At 62.0% G+C, this 14,700-nt stretch carries 14 protein-coding genes; 4 read left to right on the top strand and 10 right to left on the bottom strand.

The genetic code is table 11. The features are described 5' to 3' along the window. Positions 1 to 13: 13 nt before the first annotated feature. The 4 genes from dctP to RCO31_RS16320 all read right to left on the bottom strand — a co-directional run bounded on the left by dctP (position 14) and on the right by RCO31_RS16320 (position 3,822). Entirely contained in the window at positions 14 to 1,027 is a 1,014-nt protein-coding gene (gene dctP / locus RCO31_RS16335; RefSeq protein WP_308969477.1) for a TRAP transporter substrate-binding protein DctP, read from the bottom strand. 63 nt (positions 1,028 to 1,090) lie between these two features. Next, positions 1,091 to 2,449 (bottom strand): amidase, encoded by a 1,359-nt coding sequence (locus RCO31_RS16330; RefSeq protein WP_308969476.1) that lies wholly within the window; start codon positions 2,447 to 2,449, stop codon positions 1,091 to 1,093. Further along, positions 2,446 to 2,637: a hypothetical protein gene (locus tag RCO31_RS16325; RefSeq protein ID WP_308969475.1), complete on the bottom strand. Its 192-nt coding sequence runs from the start codon at positions 2,635 to 2,637 to the stop codon at positions 2,446 to 2,448. The genes RCO31_RS16330 and RCO31_RS16325 overlap by 4 nt, the downstream gene beginning before the upstream one ends. 153 nt (positions 2,638 to 2,790) lie before the next feature. Next, positions 2,791 to 3,822, bottom strand: a complete 1,032-nt coding sequence (locus tag RCO31_RS16320; RefSeq protein ID WP_308969474.1) for a C4-dicarboxylate TRAP transporter substrate-binding protein — start codon at positions 3,820 to 3,822, stop codon at positions 2,791 to 2,793. A gap of 263 nt (positions 3,823 to 4,085) precedes the next feature. On the opposite strand from RCO31_RS16320, the gene RCO31_RS16315 reads away from it, so the two are divergent. From RCO31_RS16315 to RCO31_RS16300, 4 genes are read left to right on the top strand one after another with little or no spacing between them, the layout of a single operon-like run. Next, the gene (locus RCO31_RS16315; protein ID WP_308969473.1) at positions 4,086 to 5,510 is read left to right on the top strand and encodes an amidohydrolase family protein; all 1,425 of its coding nucleotides are present in this window, start codon (positions 4,086 to 4,088) and stop codon (positions 5,508 to 5,510) included. Continuing rightward, positions 5,501 to 5,836 carry a hypothetical protein gene (locus RCO31_RS16310; RefSeq protein ID WP_308969472.1) on the top strand — a complete coding sequence of 112 codons (336 nt, stop codon included), beginning with the start codon at positions 5,501 to 5,503 and terminating at the stop codon, positions 5,834 to 5,836. Before RCO31_RS16315 ends, RCO31_RS16310 begins: the two co-directional genes overlap by 10 nt. Further along, positions 5,833 to 6,840: a GTP-binding protein gene (locus tag RCO31_RS16305; protein ID WP_308969471.1), complete on the top strand. Its 1,008-nt coding sequence runs from the start codon at positions 5,833 to 5,835 to the stop codon at positions 6,838 to 6,840. The genes RCO31_RS16310 and RCO31_RS16305 overlap by 4 nt, the downstream gene beginning before the upstream one ends. A gap of 4 nt (positions 6,841 to 6,844) precedes the next feature. Further along, a complete protein-coding gene (locus RCO31_RS16300; protein WP_308969470.1) occupies positions 6,845 to 7,843 on the top strand; it encodes an asparaginase in 999 nt (332 codons plus the stop codon). 59 nt (positions 7,844 to 7,902) lie between these two features. On the opposite strand, the gene RCO31_RS16295 is transcribed toward RCO31_RS16300, so the two are convergent. The 6 genes from RCO31_RS16295 to RCO31_RS16270 all read right to left on the bottom strand — a co-directional run bounded on the left by RCO31_RS16295 (position 7,903) and on the right by RCO31_RS16270 (position 14,689). Next, the gene (locus RCO31_RS16295; RefSeq protein ID WP_308969469.1) at positions 7,903 to 9,537 is read right to left on the bottom strand and encodes an acetolactate synthase large subunit; all 1,635 of its coding nucleotides are present in this window, start codon (positions 9,535 to 9,537) and stop codon (positions 7,903 to 7,905) included. A 144-nt stretch (positions 9,538 to 9,681) separates the two neighbouring features. Next, on the bottom strand, positions 9,682 to 10,089 hold the full coding sequence (locus RCO31_RS16290; RefSeq protein WP_308969468.1) for a hypothetical protein: 408 nt from the start codon (positions 10,087 to 10,089) through the stop codon (positions 9,682 to 9,684). A gap of 29 nt (positions 10,090 to 10,118) precedes the next feature. Beyond that, positions 10,119 to 11,906 carry a hypothetical protein gene (locus RCO31_RS16285; protein ID WP_308969467.1) on the bottom strand — a complete coding sequence of 596 codons (1,788 nt, stop codon included), beginning with the start codon at positions 11,904 to 11,906 and terminating at the stop codon, positions 10,119 to 10,121. 149 nt (positions 11,907 to 12,055) lie between these two features. Further along, positions 12,056 to 13,192 carry a helix-turn-helix transcriptional regulator gene (locus RCO31_RS16280; RefSeq protein ID WP_308969466.1) on the bottom strand — a complete coding sequence of 379 codons (1,137 nt, stop codon included), beginning with the start codon at positions 13,190 to 13,192 and terminating at the stop codon, positions 12,056 to 12,058. A 183-nt stretch (positions 13,193 to 13,375) separates the two neighbouring features. Next, positions 13,376 to 14,227, bottom strand: coding sequence for a shikimate dehydrogenase (locus RCO31_RS16275; protein WP_308969502.1), 852 nt, complete (start codon positions 14,225 to 14,227; stop codon positions 13,376 to 13,378). Positions 14,228 to 14,239: 12 nt separating this feature from the next. Continuing rightward, complete coding sequence (locus RCO31_RS16270; RefSeq protein ID WP_308969465.1) at positions 14,240 to 14,689, bottom strand: type II 3-dehydroquinate dehydratase; 450 nt, start codon at positions 14,687 to 14,689, stop codon at positions 14,240 to 14,242. Positions 14,690 to 14,700 lie beyond the last annotated feature (11 nt).

Genomic DNA, 14,700 nt, shown 5'->3' with positions numbered 1-14,700 from the left:
GGCAAGCGGGCCGTTACTTGATCAGCTCACGCCACCGCTCGGCCACCTTCTTGGCTTCCTCGCCCTTCCCGCGGCGGCTGACGTCATCCACCCAGCCCTGCAGAAGATCGGGCGTGGCGGCCTTCCACTTGGCGAATTCGTCGGGTTTGAAGGGCTTTATGACCGCGCCGGCTCGCCCGATGGTCTCGATGGCACGTCTGCCGTTCTCGGCGATCCAGTCGAGGTAGCGCTGCTGCGCCGCGGCGGCCTCTTCGGTGAAGATCTTCTGGTATTCAGCCGGAAGCCGCTTCCAGGTGCGTTCGCCGATCACCACGAGGTGGCCGCTGAAGGTCATGACGGGACCACAGATGTTCTTGCCTACCTCATAGAGTCTAAGAGCCGCGACGTTGCCGATATCGGCATTAGCGTAGTCCAGCGTCCCACGCTGCAGAGCTTCATACATCTCGGTGGTGGTGAGGGTGATCGGCGTTGCGCCGGCGGCGCTGATGATCTTCGGAATATCGGCCCCGAAGGCACGGATCTTTTTACCCGAGATGCCCGCCAGCGTATCGCAGTTCTCGCCCGGGCCAACCAGATAGTAGGATCCGAGCGGCTGCTGGAGCAGGTAACGGACTCTCAGCCTGTCCATCTCCTCGTTGAAGACCGGAAATTCCTCGGCGAGCGTCTTGAATGTCGCGATCGCCTCATTGGGAGTGTCGAACTGGAACGGAATCTGTGAAGCCTTCCAGAAGAGCAGTTGATCGGGGTAATAGCCGGGGGCCGCTGAGGCCATGTCGACCGCACCGCGACCGGCGAGCGTGAACACCTCGGTCGCTCCTCCGAGAGCACCGGAATAGGCGATGGTGATCTTCACCTTGCCGCCGGTGCGCTCCTCTATCTTCTTGGCGAAACCTTCCTCGACCTCAAGAAACGGGCCGTTCGGAAGATAATGGGCCCAGCGCAGGTTGAACTGCTGCGCTGACGCGCTTTGAAGCATTGCTGCAAGACCCGCAGCCGCCGCGATTCCACCGATCAATAGATGCTTCATATGCGGCTCCTGTTCATGGTGAGTGCCTTGGCTCTTGCAGCGGGCGCGAACTTGCAACGCAGATCACTGCATGGCCGGCGGCCTCATCGCGGACCAAGGTGTGACACTTTCATAGGCCGCGGCCGCACGAAGGATGAGGTCCTCCCGCTCCAGCGGCCCGATGAGTTGCAGGGCGATCGGCATGCGCTGCTGGGACAGCCCGCACATGATCGAGATCGCCGGATGGCCGGTGATGTTGAACGGGGCGCGAGCATGTTCGAAGTAGCTCCTGGCGATCGCCTCCTCATCATCGATCCGGCAGGCCGGATTCATCGCGTTGGCGGTCAGGAGAACATCGACGCTATCAAAGGCCCTATTGACCTCCTCCTTCAGCCTCGCCGCCATTGCCGTCGCCCAGACGTAGCTTTCGGCCGTGATGAAAGCGCCGACCATCAGCCGCCTGCGGGCGAGCTTGCCGTATTTCTCGGGTGTCGCGCGCATCCTGTCGCCATGGATGGCCCAAGCCTCCGGTGTCAGGATCGCGCGGCTGACAACCGCGAAATCGTGCAGTGGAGGCAGTTCGATGTCCGTGACGACAGCTCCCATGCCAAGGAGAGTGTCGGCGGCGGCCTCCAGCGCAGCGCGGGTATCCGGCCCCGCAACCATGTCCCGTTCATGGAAGCTCCGGACAAAGCCGATGCGCAGTCCCTTGATGTCCCGGTTGGGCGGGGTTGGTTGAGGGGCACCGGTCAGCACGTCGAACAGGAGAGAGACATCCTCCACATGCCGGGCCATGGGGCCGACATGGTCCAGCGTCCCGGACAGCGGGTAGACTCCTGTCCGGGAGATCTTCTCATAGCTCGCCTTCAGCCCGACGACCCCGCAGGCTCCGGCCGGGTTGCGGACGGAACCGCCGGTGTCGGTACCAAGGGCGAGCGGGAAGAAGCCGGCAGCCAGGCCCGCTCCCGAACCCGATGACGAGCCGCCGGGATGGTGCTCGCGATTCCAGGGGTTGCGCGCCGGGGGAAACGGAAGGTCGAACGAAGGGCCGCCGATCGCAAACTCGTGGGTTGCGACCTTCCCAAGAATGATCGCGCCACCCGCGCGCAGCCGCGCAACCGCCTCGGCGTCTTTCTGCGCAATATTCCCGCGCAGCACCGCGGAATGGCAGGTGGTCGGCAGCCCGGCGACGTCGATGATGTCCTTGATGCCGATCGGGACACCGTGCAGCAGCCCACGGTCGTGGCCGTTAGCAATCTCGGTCTCCGCCTGGCGGGCCTGCTGAAGGGCGCCGTTAGCATCCAGATGAATGAAGACGTTGAGCTCCGGGTCGAGACGCGAGATCCGGTCCAGAAGATGCTGGACGACTATCACCGGCGACAGTTCCCCGTTCCTGTAGGCAGCTCCCAGTTCCTTTGCTGAAAGCCAGGCGATCTCCGTCATCGGCCCTGCTCTTCCGGAACCAGCGTTCCAAGATAGATCGGCGACGTCTTCTGCTCCGCGATCGCCTTGTTGTACGTCTCGGCCTGCTGGATCGCGACCGTCACGTCTTCGGGAAAAGCGGCGAATACCGCTTCCAGGCCGGCCAGCTTTACCCGCGCGCGCATCCGATCTTCGTCTTCCGAACCCATCGGGACCACCTAAAGTCGTTTCTGTTCGGAGGGGGAGCCGAGGCTCTACCTCTTTGTTTTGTTCACGCGAACCTGCGCCCCACTTCGCTCGAAATTGCGCCAACCCGCATCGGTGTGCCGGCCGATGCTGACGCACCGGCCGAAAATTCATGCCTACTTCGCCGTCATCTTCCTCCAGAGATCGGCAACCTTGGCTGCGTTCTCGCCCTCGCCGCGCTTGGTCATGTCGTCGACCCAGACCTGCAGCAGATCGGGGGTCGCCGCCTTCCATTTGGCCATGCCCTCCTCCGAGAATGGCTTCACCGTGCCGCCGGCCGCCTTGATCGCCTCGATGGTTTCCTGATCGTTCCTCTCTTGCCAGGCGATGTATTCCTTCTGGGCGATGACGGCCTCTTCGTTGATGATCGCCTGGATATCGGGCGGCATGCGATCCCAGGTGCGCTTGTTCATAACGAGCATATGGCCACCCAGCGACATGATCGGGCCGCAGGTTGTCTTGCCGACCTCGTAGAGACGATTGGCGGCGATATTCCCGACGTTGAGGAACGAATAATCCAACGTTCCACGCTGAAGCGCCTCATAGATTTCGATCACGGCAATCGTGAGCGGCACCGCGCCGGCGGCACTGACCACCTTGGGGATATCAGCACCGAAGGCGCGGATCTTCTTCCCGGCGATGCCTGCCAGGGTGTCGCAATTGGGCGAGGGACCCGTCAGGTAGAACGAACCGAGCGGCTGCTGGAAGAGGAAGTGGACTCTCATCTTGTCCATTTCTGCGGTGAAGGCTGGGATCTCCTTCATCGAAGCCTGCATGACCTCGATCGCCTGGCCAGGACTGTCGAAGACGAAGGGGATCTGCAACGCCTTCCAGTAAAGCAGCTGGTCGGGATAATAACCAGGAACCACCGCCGCCATGTCGATTCCGCCACGGCCGGTCAGCGCCAGCACCTCTGTGCCGGATCCCAGGCCACCGGAGTAGGTGATGTTGAACTTGACGCGCCCCTTGGTGCGCTCTCCCACCTTTCGAGCGAAGCTCTCTTCAATCTCGAGGAACGGCCCTGCCGCGAGGTAGTGCCCCCAACGCAGCGTAAAATTCGCCTGAGCGAGAGCCGATGTCGATGTCGATGCAGCCAGCAATCCAGCAAGCATGGCAGCGCCACACACGATGCTTAGCTTCTTTTTCATTGCCTGCTCCCTCCGATGTCTAAGAGACAGAACATTGTAGCTCTGCCTGCGGCTGGACGCTGGTCGGGAAGGCCCGATCGTTGATTGCTTCTGTGACTGACCTGAGAGACAACTGTCAACTGTATACGTGAGTCCAGCCGGCTATCGCCGGCTCCACCTGGTCAGGACGGCGATAGTCTGGTGCCGTCTTGTAGGGGCCTCGACAGCCCCTCTCCCGCGCGCGGTCCGCATGGGCGGTAGCGCCTGCACCGATGGAGCAAGAGATGATCGACGTCGTAATTCGCTCGGACCAGGTGGTGACGTCGCACGGAGTCGGCGCCTATGACGTCGCCGTATCCGGCGGCAAGATCGCGGGTGTCGCAGCCGCCGGGACCTTCGACGGGGGCTCGGATGTTCGCGTGATCGACGCGACGGGTAAGGTCGTCATTCCCGGCGGCATCGATCCGCACGTGCATTGCGCATGGCATGTGCCAAACCCTGACGGCACAGCAGGCCTGTCGGACCCGCCCCCAATCGTGAGCAAGGCCGCCATCCATGGCGGCACCACCACTGTGATCGATTTTGCGCGCTGGACCCACGGCAACACCATCCGCGACACCATCGAGACGCGCGACAAAACCTGGGTGGGGCAGTGCTACTGCGATTATTCCTACCACGTCATGGTGGAGGGGACCCTGCCTCCCGATCTGCCAGGCCAGATCGCCGAGACCGTCCAGGCCGGCTATCCTACCATCAAGATCTTCACCACCGACATCCGTCCCTCGACGATCGGCCGGATGGTGCGCTTCGGCGATATCTGGGAGATATTCAAGATCCTCACGGAGAACGGCGGCATGGGTGTGATCCATGCCGAGGACAATGACATCGTTATGCACATGTACGACAAACTCATCCGGGAGGGCCGCACCGGCTTCGAGAACATGGCGGAGGTGCACAACGTCTTGTCGGAGGATCTGTCGTTCCGGCGCGTGATCCGGCTCGCGGAGCAGGTCGGCACCGCGCTCTACATGATGCATGTCAGCGCCGCGAGCGGCGTGTCCGCAATCCGCGAGGCGCGGGCAAAGGACCTCCCGATCTATGGCGAGACCCTGCATCAATACATCATGTATACCAGCGAAGACTACAAGCGCGAGAACGGCCAGATCTATCACACCTACCCTTCGCTGAAATCCAGAGAAGACCAAGATGCGCTCTGGACCGGCACGCGCGACGGCTCGATCAATACGATCGCGACTGACGAGCTTTGCTGCTCGCTGCAGAGAAAGGTGCAAGGCAAGCGCATCGACGATACGACCGGCGGCAATGCGGCGGTCGAGCCGCGTGTCTCGCTGATGTACACCGAGATGGTCGAGCGGCGGAACTATTCGCTGGGACAGTTCGTCGATCTCGTGTCCACCAACGCGGCGAAGCTGATGGGCCTCTACCCTCGCAAGGGCGTGATCGCTGCCGGGAGCGACGCTGACATCGTGATTCTCGACCCCGGGCTTCGCCGCGTGCTGCGGGCGGATGAACTGCACGAGAGCGATTATTCGCCTTGGGAGGGTCGCGAGATGGCAGTCTGGCCGTCGCTCACCATGCTGCGCGGGAAGATCGTGATGGAGAACGGTGCGTTCCTCGGCGATGCGCGCGACGGGATCTACCTGCCCCGCAAGATCTCCGGCGAAATCCTGGCGCAGGCATGTCTCTAGCCGAAGCCCAGACCGTGACGACATTGCGCGCCCTGCTCGCGGAAAGCGTGGGATTATGGGGCGCGGGCCATCGGGTACTGTCGGGCAACGAGGGTCGCATCATTCTGCAGGGCGAGGCTGGCTTGCCCACCGTCACCGTGGAGCCCTGCGATCCGTCCTCCGGACTGACGCGCTGGATCGTGGCTGTCGACGGAGAGGATTCCGTCACCCGCCCGCAGCCGTGCAGTTCCGTTCTCGGTGTGCTCGATGCAGTGCGCGATGCGCTCGGCGTGCCCTCCGGCGCGTCCAGCGCGCTACGGCTCGGGCTCTCCCCGCGCGAGCCATGATTCCGGTCACGCTCCTCACCGGGTTCCTCGGCAGCGGCAAGACGACCTTGCTGTCGCGCCTCCTGCGCCGTCCGAGCTTCGCGCGCACCGCCGTCGTCATCAACGAGTTCGGCGAGATCGGGCTTGACCATGAGCTGGTAGAACGGGGCGATGAAACCGTGGTGACCCTCAGCAACGGGTGCCTGTGCTGTCGAGTATCCTCCGATCTCGCCCAGACGCTCGCGCATCTGGAACAACGGCGCGCCATAGGCGAGATCGCATTCGATCGGGTAATGATCGAAACCTCCGGGCTCGCCGATCCCGTGCCGATCCTTCAGGCGCTGGCGGGCGATCGGCTGATAGGATCGGCCTTCGCGGTCGGCGGCGTGGTCACTGCGGTCGATGCGCTTGCCGGTACCGCGACGCTTCAACGCTACGCCGAGTCCCGGCGGCAGGTCGCCATCGCAGATGTGCTGCTCGTCACCAAGGCGGATCTGTCCGAAAGCGACGCCGACGGCCTGCGGGACGTGCTGGCCGGGATCAATCCGACAGCCGAGATCATGGACGTACGTGACTGGGACGGACAGAGTGGCGGAAACAGTCACATGACCGGCGCGCACCCGCCGGGGCGGGCGCCGCTGACCCTGCGCGTCCGGCCCCAACGCCACAGCCATAACTTCTCCACCATATCGCTCACGCGCCAGCGACCGCTGTCGGCGCTGACCCTGCCGCTCTTCCTGGAGGGCCTCGCACGGCACCTCGGGCCAAGGTTGCTACGCGCCAAGGGCCTGGTCGCAGTGCGAGAACTGCCGGACCAGCCCATGGCGATTCATGCGGTCCAGCACATGATCCACAAACCGGTCTTTCTCGCCGGCTGGCCCTCGCCGGACCACAGCACGCGGATCGTGCTGATCGGCCACGATCTGCCGGAGCAATGGCCGGGCCTCTTGCTCGATGCCTTGGAAGCCGAGGTCACGAGCGTGACACGACCGGCAGAACCGATACCGCAGCCCCAAGCAGGATAGCTTCATGAGCAAGCCAAGGATCGCTATCATCGGTACCGGAGGAACCATCTCCTCCATAGGCGCCCATTCACTGGAGGTGCTGAACTACCCCGAGACGGGTCGCAAGATGGAGCCCGCGGAAGCCATTGAGCGGGTGCCCGAGGCGGCGCAGTTCGCTGACCTCGTTCCGCTGCCATTCCGCGCAGTGGGAAGCACCAAGATTTCGCCGACGGACTGGATCGAGCTTGCACAACTCGTCACCAGAATCGCGCGGGATGAGGCCGACGTTGCCGGTTTCGTTATCCTCCACGGCACGGCGACTCTTGAAGAGACGGCCTACTTCCTCACTCTGGTGTTGAAGACGGACAAGCCGGTCGTGCTGGTGGGCGCGCAGCGCCCGGCCAGCGCCCTCAGCTCCGATGTGGGGATGAACCTCGTCGGCGCGGTCCGGACGGCGATCGACTCCAACGCACGCGGCAAGGGAGTCCTGGTGGTTCTCAACGACGAGATCCATAGCGCCCGAGACGCCACTAAGACCTCGACCTATCGTTTGCAGACCTTCCAGAGCCGGGACTTTGGCCTGCTCGGCCACATCGACGGCGACGGGGTCTATTTCTATCGCGCGCCGCTCCGGCGGCACACGCTCCAATCTGCCTTCGATATCGCTGAAATCACCGAACTTCCGCGCGTGGATATCGTCTATTCCTATGCGGGATCCGACGGCGTCGCGGTGGATGCCTTCGTGGCCGCAGGGGCACGCGGCCTGGTTTCCGCCGGACTCGCGCCGGGCCTGACGGCTCCGCTGGAGCGCGAGGCGGCAGAGAAGGCCGCGCAGGCCGGCGTCCTGATCGTGCAGTCCAGCCGCGCGGGAAGCGGCCGGGTCGCCCGCCGCACCTACCTCAGCACCAACCGCATGATCGGCGCCGATAACCTCAACCCGCAGAAGGCGCGGGTGCTGCTGTCGCTCGCGCTCACCAAGACCAGCGACCCCGACGCGGTGCAGGAGCTGTTCGCGACCCACTGACGCGCCGAAGCCCGCGCGCACCGCGCTGGCAGCCGGTCTCGTCTTGGGATTTGCTTTGGTCAGTCCTGCATCGGCTTCAGCTCGTCGACCAGAACGCGCACGTTTTCGGAATAGTCGATCGGAACGGCGATCAGGTGCACGCCGCCGGCGGTGAACGCATCTTCGAGTGCCGGCACCAGATCGTCCGCCGCACCGACGCGCCGGCCCTTGGCACCATAGGCGGCCGCGTACGCGACGAAGTCGGGATTGTCGAACGTCAGGCCCCAGTCCGAGAAGCCGTCGATGGCCTGCTTCCAGCGGATCATGCCATAGGCGTGATCCTCAATGATCAACACCACGAGATTCAGTTTGAGCCGCTGCGCGGTCTCCAACTCCTGGCTGTTCATCATGAAGCCGCCGTCGCCCGCCACCACGAGCACCCGTCGCTTCGGATATAGCAGAGCGGCCATCATGCCCGACGGCAGGCCCGCTCCCATTGTCGCCAAGGCATTATCGAGCAGCAGCGTGTTGGCGACGTCGGTCCGATAGTTGCGTGCAAACCAGATCTTGTACATGCCGTTGTCGAGCGCGACGATGCCGTCGGCCGGCATCACGCGTCTCACGTCATGGACGATCCGCTGCGGCGTCAGCGGAAAGCGGTCCTCCTCAGCCCGTTCGGCAATGTGATCCAGGATATCGCGGCGCACGGCCACCCAATCCGGATTCACGTTGAGCCTGCCCGCGAGGCGGGCTGCGAGCTGGTCGAGCCCCTTTGCGAGATCGCCGATCACTTCCGCCTGCGGGAAATAGACCTGCTCGACCGTGGCCGAGGTGAAGCCGATATGGACGACCTGATGCCGGCCGCGGGTCATCAGGAACGGCGGCTTCTCGACCGTCTCGTGGCCGATGGTGACGATCAGGTCCGCGCGATCGATTGCCTTGTGAACGTAGTCCCGCTCACTCAAGGCGGCCGTGCCGACATAGAAATCCGAAGCGCCGCCGACAGAGCCCTTGCCCATCTGTGTATTGAAGAAGGGGATGCGGACACGGCGCACGAAATCGGCGAGCGCCGGTGCAAGCTGAGGCCGGCTCGCGCCTGCACCGAACATCAGCAACGGACATTTCGCGGCCAGGATGAGTTCGGCCGCCCGCTCGATCGCGTCCGCCGACGGTACCGGAGGCTCATTGGCATGCGCCGGCACGAGCTGCGCGTCGCCCGCCTCCTCGGCTGCGACATCCTCGGGCAGCTCAAGGTGCACGGGACCGGGGCGCTCCTCCATCGAGGTTCGGAACGCATCGCGGACCAATGTCGGAATGCTGGCAGCGCTGACGATCTGTTTCGCCTGTTTGGTCAAAGGACGCATCGTCGCCACCACGTCGACGATCTGGAACAGCGCCTGCCGGCTTTGGTGGATCGCCTTCTGCCCGGTGATAAGCACCATCGGCATGCCGCCGAGATATGCATAGGCCGCGGCGGTGGTGAAGTTGAGCGCACCGGGGCCAAGCGTGGAAAGCGCAACGCCCGGCTTGCCGGTCAGCCGTCCGTGCGTCGCGGCCATGAATGCAGCCGGCTGCTCGTGGCGGGTCACCACCAGATCGATCGACGAACGGCGCAGACTTTCGACGACATCGAGATTTTCTTCGCCCGGAACACCGAAGACCCTGTCCACTCCTTCGTTCTCGAGTGCAGCGACGAGAAGATCCGATCCCTTCATGGCGATCCCTTCCGATCCTTGTATCGGGCGCGACGGGCCCTCATCGACTCAGCAGGTGGTTCCGACGAACGCTCCGCTCCGCGAGCTTTGCCGCAACACTCGTCCGCGCCGCCGCCGATACCCTCGTCATGGAGGCCTCTCACCCTATGCGGTCTTTTCAAGTCGCGGAAAAAGACTGTCGACAACGTATCCGACGACACCTCCCAGCAGAACCTCGAGGCCTGCCAACGCCTGCTGAAGCGATTCAGGCTTCGAGAACTGCTCGGTCGGAAACACGTGAACCACGTAGAACACACCAGCCATCAGAAACGCCGGTATAATGAACGACACGAACGCGTAGTTCCAATTGACCAGCTTGCCCGGGCCTCGTTCCTCGCTTGAATCAACGAAGCTTTTGACGACGGCGACAAAGTACGCCGCGAACACCGGCGCGACCGTGAGTGCGGCAGACAACTGACGATTCACATCCCAGGTATCTGCCTTTCCAAAGAAGATGTAGAGAATGATACCAAAGTGTCCCGCTATGATCGACCAACCTACAACTGTCTTCACATAGTTCCGCCCGACCATGAGATTCCCCCTCATTCAATTCCCGACCATTGCACGCGCAGACGATCAACGATCGTCTGCTGCAGCCACTTCATCGAATCGAAGTTCTTGGATCGATCGCCGCCAGTAGGGCTGAGATGATCGTAGTGTCCCTCCGGGGGCGGCTTCGTCGGCGAGGGCCAACGAGCAAGCCAGGCGTCGGGAATTCCCACCAGCATCGTATCGTGCGCTTTCGTTTCATCCTCCTGGTTCAAGGTACGGCTGAACTCGAACAGCACTTTCGCCTTTATCCAGAAGCCTTTGAAACTCGAATTCCCCAAGACATCCATAGGTGCTTCAACCGCAAACGCATATCGAAGCCCCCTTCCTTCAATTGCCAGCATCGAGTCATCGATCGGGACTTTGACGAAAAGATCCTGCAACGCGTTGCGTAGCTTCACGCGCAGATTCTCCTGGTCCTCGCTGAGCGTCCGATAAACTGAGCGTGCCGGAAAATACAGCGGTTGCGGGGGGGTGCCGGCGCCTGCAGGCTGTCGCCATACGTCAACGACCCAGGACAGCCTCTTGAGCGTTGCCACTTCGTCGACCTCGGACCCCACCGGCACGCTCAGGGTATAGATGTTGATTGCCTCCTGAGCAGCATAGCGACGGGTCGTCCAGTCGAACTGTCTTTGCGTAAAATAGTCGCGCGCCTCCTGCTCGGCATCAGGATAGACTACGACGTTGAGGATTTCAGATTCAGGTCCGACCTCGCTGCAACGACTGAGTCTCAGCTCGAAGCCGGCCAACGCCCTTTTCAATGCCAGCCTGGTCTTCTTTCCATCCAGGTCGAAATCGGACGTCTCGATCCTTTCGACAGGAATACCCCGTTCGACAGAAAATTGTCTCTTGGAGCTCACCTCAACGGATCTGCCCGACTTTTCTCCGAGGACGAGCGTGTAGGTGCTTATGTCTTGCAGATGAAGGTAAAACGGCGTGCCTTCCGCATCATAGTCGCAGTTTGCCGGCGTCAAACGACCATAGCCGTTGTAGATGACTTGACTGTCCCCCAACTGGCCGACCCAGGCGCTGTTGTTTTCCGGCAGTTTATCGTGCGGACGCCTCACTCGCTGGACATCCAGGATGAAATCCTGTTTGAGCAGATCGTCTCCAACTTTTCCCTCGTCCCCTGCCGAAATGCCGCTGATCTCCATCAGATTGCTCGGCTCTCCTTCATACGATGAAAACGGTGTCCGATGACCGCTTGCAGGCGATCGCCAGGCGAAACCGGCTTCCTTGACCTTTCTTTCGAAAGAGGCCTGCATGCTCGGTCGGATCAATGCGTGGAGCAGACCAGGTGCATAATCCACCTGTGTTCCAGTAGACGAAGACTGCCCTTCGAATATGCAGTTGTTCAATCTCTGCTTGAATTTATTGTCGACGATACCCTTGATCGACAATGGCGTTTCCCGTCCTTTCTGAGTCAGCTTGCCTGTAAGCTGGAGGTAGGGAATTCCACCAACAGTCACACGTGACGGCTTCAAGACGACGTCGGCAGTCGAACCATTCGACAGGGCCAGTGTGAGACGCAGCGTGTCCGCGCGAGCAGGACGCACGATGCCTTCTGCGATCGGCGTCTGCTCATCGCAAAGAAATCGATCCTTCGACAATTTATAGATGACGACCTTCTGTCGACCATCCGTGTCCATCAGAAACGACACTTCAACGCGATCCGGACCGAAACTCCCATACCAATCGAAAGGCTGATCAATTGCAAAGCACTGGCTGCTGATGAATACGACAATGACCATCAGGCACAATGACAATTTGCCGAAGCGCACGATCACCTCCAACGTCAGTGGACAGCTTGGTTCGGGAGTCGCGGCTACATTTGTAGCCAGGAAGACACTCAAGCGCGCAAATCAATTGATCCAGTACTTCCGCAAACGCGCGCGCTTTCTGCATCATGCCGGTCTGGACGTGAAATGGATCAATCAAAGACCGGCATGCCCGACAGCAGGCGGGCAAGCGCAACCTGGGAGCGCGTGCCCGTCTTCTCGAACGAGCGAGCCAGATGCGTCTTCACGGTTGCTGCCGTGACACCCAGCACGTTTGCGGTCTGCGGGCCGCTTAGGCCGCTTGCGACCAGACTGGCGACGCGCGCTTCCGCTGCAGTCAGCCCGAACGCGCTGCGCAGTCCCTTGATCGCATTTTCCTGCCGCGCGTTGGGATCCAGAACGAGAACCAGTGCGCGAGCAGATTCGACGACCTTCCAAAGCTCGAAAACCGGCTTTGGAAGAGGCACCGGAACCACCAGCAAGGATCCTGCACCGGACAGACGTGTGATTTTCACCGGCTCGCCGATGCGACGATCCTCGCCGGAGGCGACATCGAGCGCTTCCGTCAGTGCGCGCGAGAACGCAGCGTTTTCTGCCGGAAACGGGTTGCCAACTTGCAGCTGCCTTTCCCGGTCGAGGGAAAGCCCGTCGCGAGCAACAAAAAGCTGCTCTGCCGCGGCGTTGGCAAACCTGACGCGCCGCTGCCCATCAATCAACAGTGCAGCGCTCGGCATCAGGCTCAGGACACGTTCAATCTGCCTGGTGCCGTCGATCAGCGGCGCAAGCTTGATGCAGGCTTCCAACGCCCGACAGAGATGGGGGGCAAGCCTTTCGAGCTGCCGTGCAGTCTCCGACGTCCATTTCTCACGCCTGCGCTGAATTGAGAAATGAAGACCGCCGTAACCACCGTCAATCGCTAACGAGGGCAACATGATGCTCATCCCATCCACGATTGCTCCTGGAGCCAACACATCCGCGTGGAAAGGCGTTTTGCTGACCGATGAAAAAGGGACCAGCGACGACATCATCACGACACGTCGGTTGGGGATCACTCTTTGCATCGCTTTGGTCCAAGGGTTGGCGAGATGGCGATCCTCGAACACCTTGGCAAAAACAGGCGATAGCCGGCCGATCTCCATCATGCTCTCGCCACGCCCAAGGTTGACGTAAGCGGCCATTCCGCCAAGGCTGCCGATCTGATCGGAAACTGATGTCAGCAGGCTTGGCCAGCGGGCCGGGTCAGCTACGACAGAATAGATTTGGTCAATAAGTCCTTCATCGCCCGCCATCGTCGGCTCCGTGGTCCGGACCAGGCATAAAGCAACTGTATCACAATCGCGGCCGGCTCCCTCCCCCGATCGGAGGATGCGCTGAACGAAGCCACGTGGTGCTCGAGACAACGGCCGACATCGAAAAGGTACTGATGAACATTTGCGATACGGGTTCGAGACGACCTGTGAGCAGGTTTGCCGCTACATGGAGCGGAAATGTCTCAGCATGCGACCGGTATCCGGCTCCAGGCCTGTGAACAAGCGAAACGCGTCGGCCGCCTGAAACACTGCCATGTCACCACCATCCATGGTGCGGCATCCCTGCAATCGCGCCTGGCGCAACAGCTCGGTCTCGAGCGGAAAGTAGACGATGTCGGCAACCCACATGTCCGTCCGCAACCAGCCTGTCTCAACCGCCATGCCTGGATACCGCGCCATGCCGACCGGCGTCGCATTCACAACTCCGTCGGCCTGTCGCATCGCCTGAGCGGCATCCGCCTCGGCGCGCACCCGAGGCCCGAACTCGCCGCGCATCGTGGCAGCCACAGTGGCTGCGCGGCTCTGCTCCGTGTCGACAATCAGCAACTCGTCCACGCCGAGTCGCAGCAGGGCGCAGGCCACCGCCGCACCGGCCCCGCCCGCGCCGAACAGAGCGACGCAGCGCCGGCGCACATCGGGCAGGTTGCGTGTGAAGCTCCGCTCGAATCCCGATCGATCGGTGTTGTGGCCCATGCGGCGGCCGTCCTTGAAGACAACGGTGTTCACCGCAGCCAGCATCGCTGCCTCCGCCGATAACTCATCGAGATGTGACAGCGCCGTCTGCTTGCAGGGATGCGTGATGTTCAGTCCGGCAAAGCCGAATCGATCCGCCGCGCTGAGGATATCCGCCAGACCGGCGCCCGAAAGGCCGGGCGTATCGAGATCGATCAGCCGATACATGTAATGCAATCCCTGCGCGGCCCCCTCGCGTTCATGCAGAGCCGGGGTGCGCGACGCCTGGATGCCGGCACCGACCAGGCCGACCAGCACCGAGCGCTGTACGGACGGATCGATCATGTCGTTCGTTCACGCATGTATCGGTGCCGCCTCCACGAGCGCGCGCACGGCCCTTACGGCGATCGGGTAGCCGTTTGTCCCAAGTCCAGCGACGACGGCAGTGACGACCGGCGACATGAATGACTTGTGGTAGATCGGCTCGCGCCGGTGGATGTTGGAGATGTGCAACTCGACGATCGGTCCCGGAAACATCTTCAAGGCGTCCATGATCGCCATCGAGGTGAAGGTGAACGCGGCCGGATTGATGACGACGGCACTCGCCTCGTCGATGGCTTCCTGGATCCAGTCGACCAGCTCGTACTCGCGGTTCGACTGCCTGAACACGACAGGCCAGTCACCGCTTGCCTCCCGACACATTGCCTCGACCTGGGCGAGTGTCGTCGAGCCATAGATGTGCGGCTCGCGCGTACCGAGGCGGTTCAGGTTCGGCCCGTTCAGAACGTAGATCGGTTTCGGCATGGTTGCATCTC

The organism is Bradyrhizobium sp. LHD-71 (assembly GCF_031157255.1).
Classification (GTDB): domain Bacteria; phylum Pseudomonadota; class Alphaproteobacteria; order Rhizobiales; family Xanthobacteraceae; genus P52-10.
The sequence above is the reverse complement of the archived record's forward strand: the minus strand, read 5'-3'. Positions and strand labels throughout refer to the sequence as shown.

Coding starts and splice junctions, on each gene's coding strand:
- dctP (WP_308969477.1), bottom strand. CDS start 1,027: ATGAAGCATCTATTGATCGGTGGAATCGCGGCGGCTGCGGGTCTTGCA.
- RCO31_RS16330 (WP_308969476.1), bottom strand. CDS start 2,449: ATGACGGAGATCGCCTGGCTTTCAGCAAAGGAACTGGGAGCTGCCTAC.
- RCO31_RS16325 (WP_308969475.1), bottom strand. CDS start 2,637: ATGGGTTCGGAAGACGAAGATCGGATGCGCGCGCGGGTAAAGCTGGCC.
- RCO31_RS16320 (WP_308969474.1), bottom strand. CDS start 3,822: ATGAAAAAGAAGCTAAGCATCGTGTGTGGCGCTGCCATGCTTGCTGGA.
- RCO31_RS16315 (WP_308969473.1), top strand. CDS start 4,086: ATGATCGACGTCGTAATTCGCTCGGACCAGGTGGTGACGTCGCACGGA.
- RCO31_RS16310 (WP_308969472.1), top strand. CDS start 5,501: ATGTCTCTAGCCGAAGCCCAGACCGTGACGACATTGCGCGCCCTGCTC.
- RCO31_RS16305 (WP_308969471.1), top strand. CDS start 5,833: ATGATTCCGGTCACGCTCCTCACCGGGTTCCTCGGCAGCGGCAAGACG.
- RCO31_RS16300 (WP_308969470.1), top strand. CDS start 6,845: ATGAGCAAGCCAAGGATCGCTATCATCGGTACCGGAGGAACCATCTCC.
- RCO31_RS16295 (WP_308969469.1), bottom strand. CDS start 9,537: ATGAAGGGATCGGATCTTCTCGTCGCTGCACTCGAGAACGAAGGAGTG.
- RCO31_RS16280 (WP_308969466.1), bottom strand. CDS start 13,192: ATGGCGGGCGATGAAGGACTTATTGACCAAATCTATTCTGTCGTAGCT.
- RCO31_RS16270 (WP_308969465.1), bottom strand. CDS start 14,689: ATGCCGAAACCGATCTACGTTCTGAACGGGCCGAACCTGAACCGCCTC.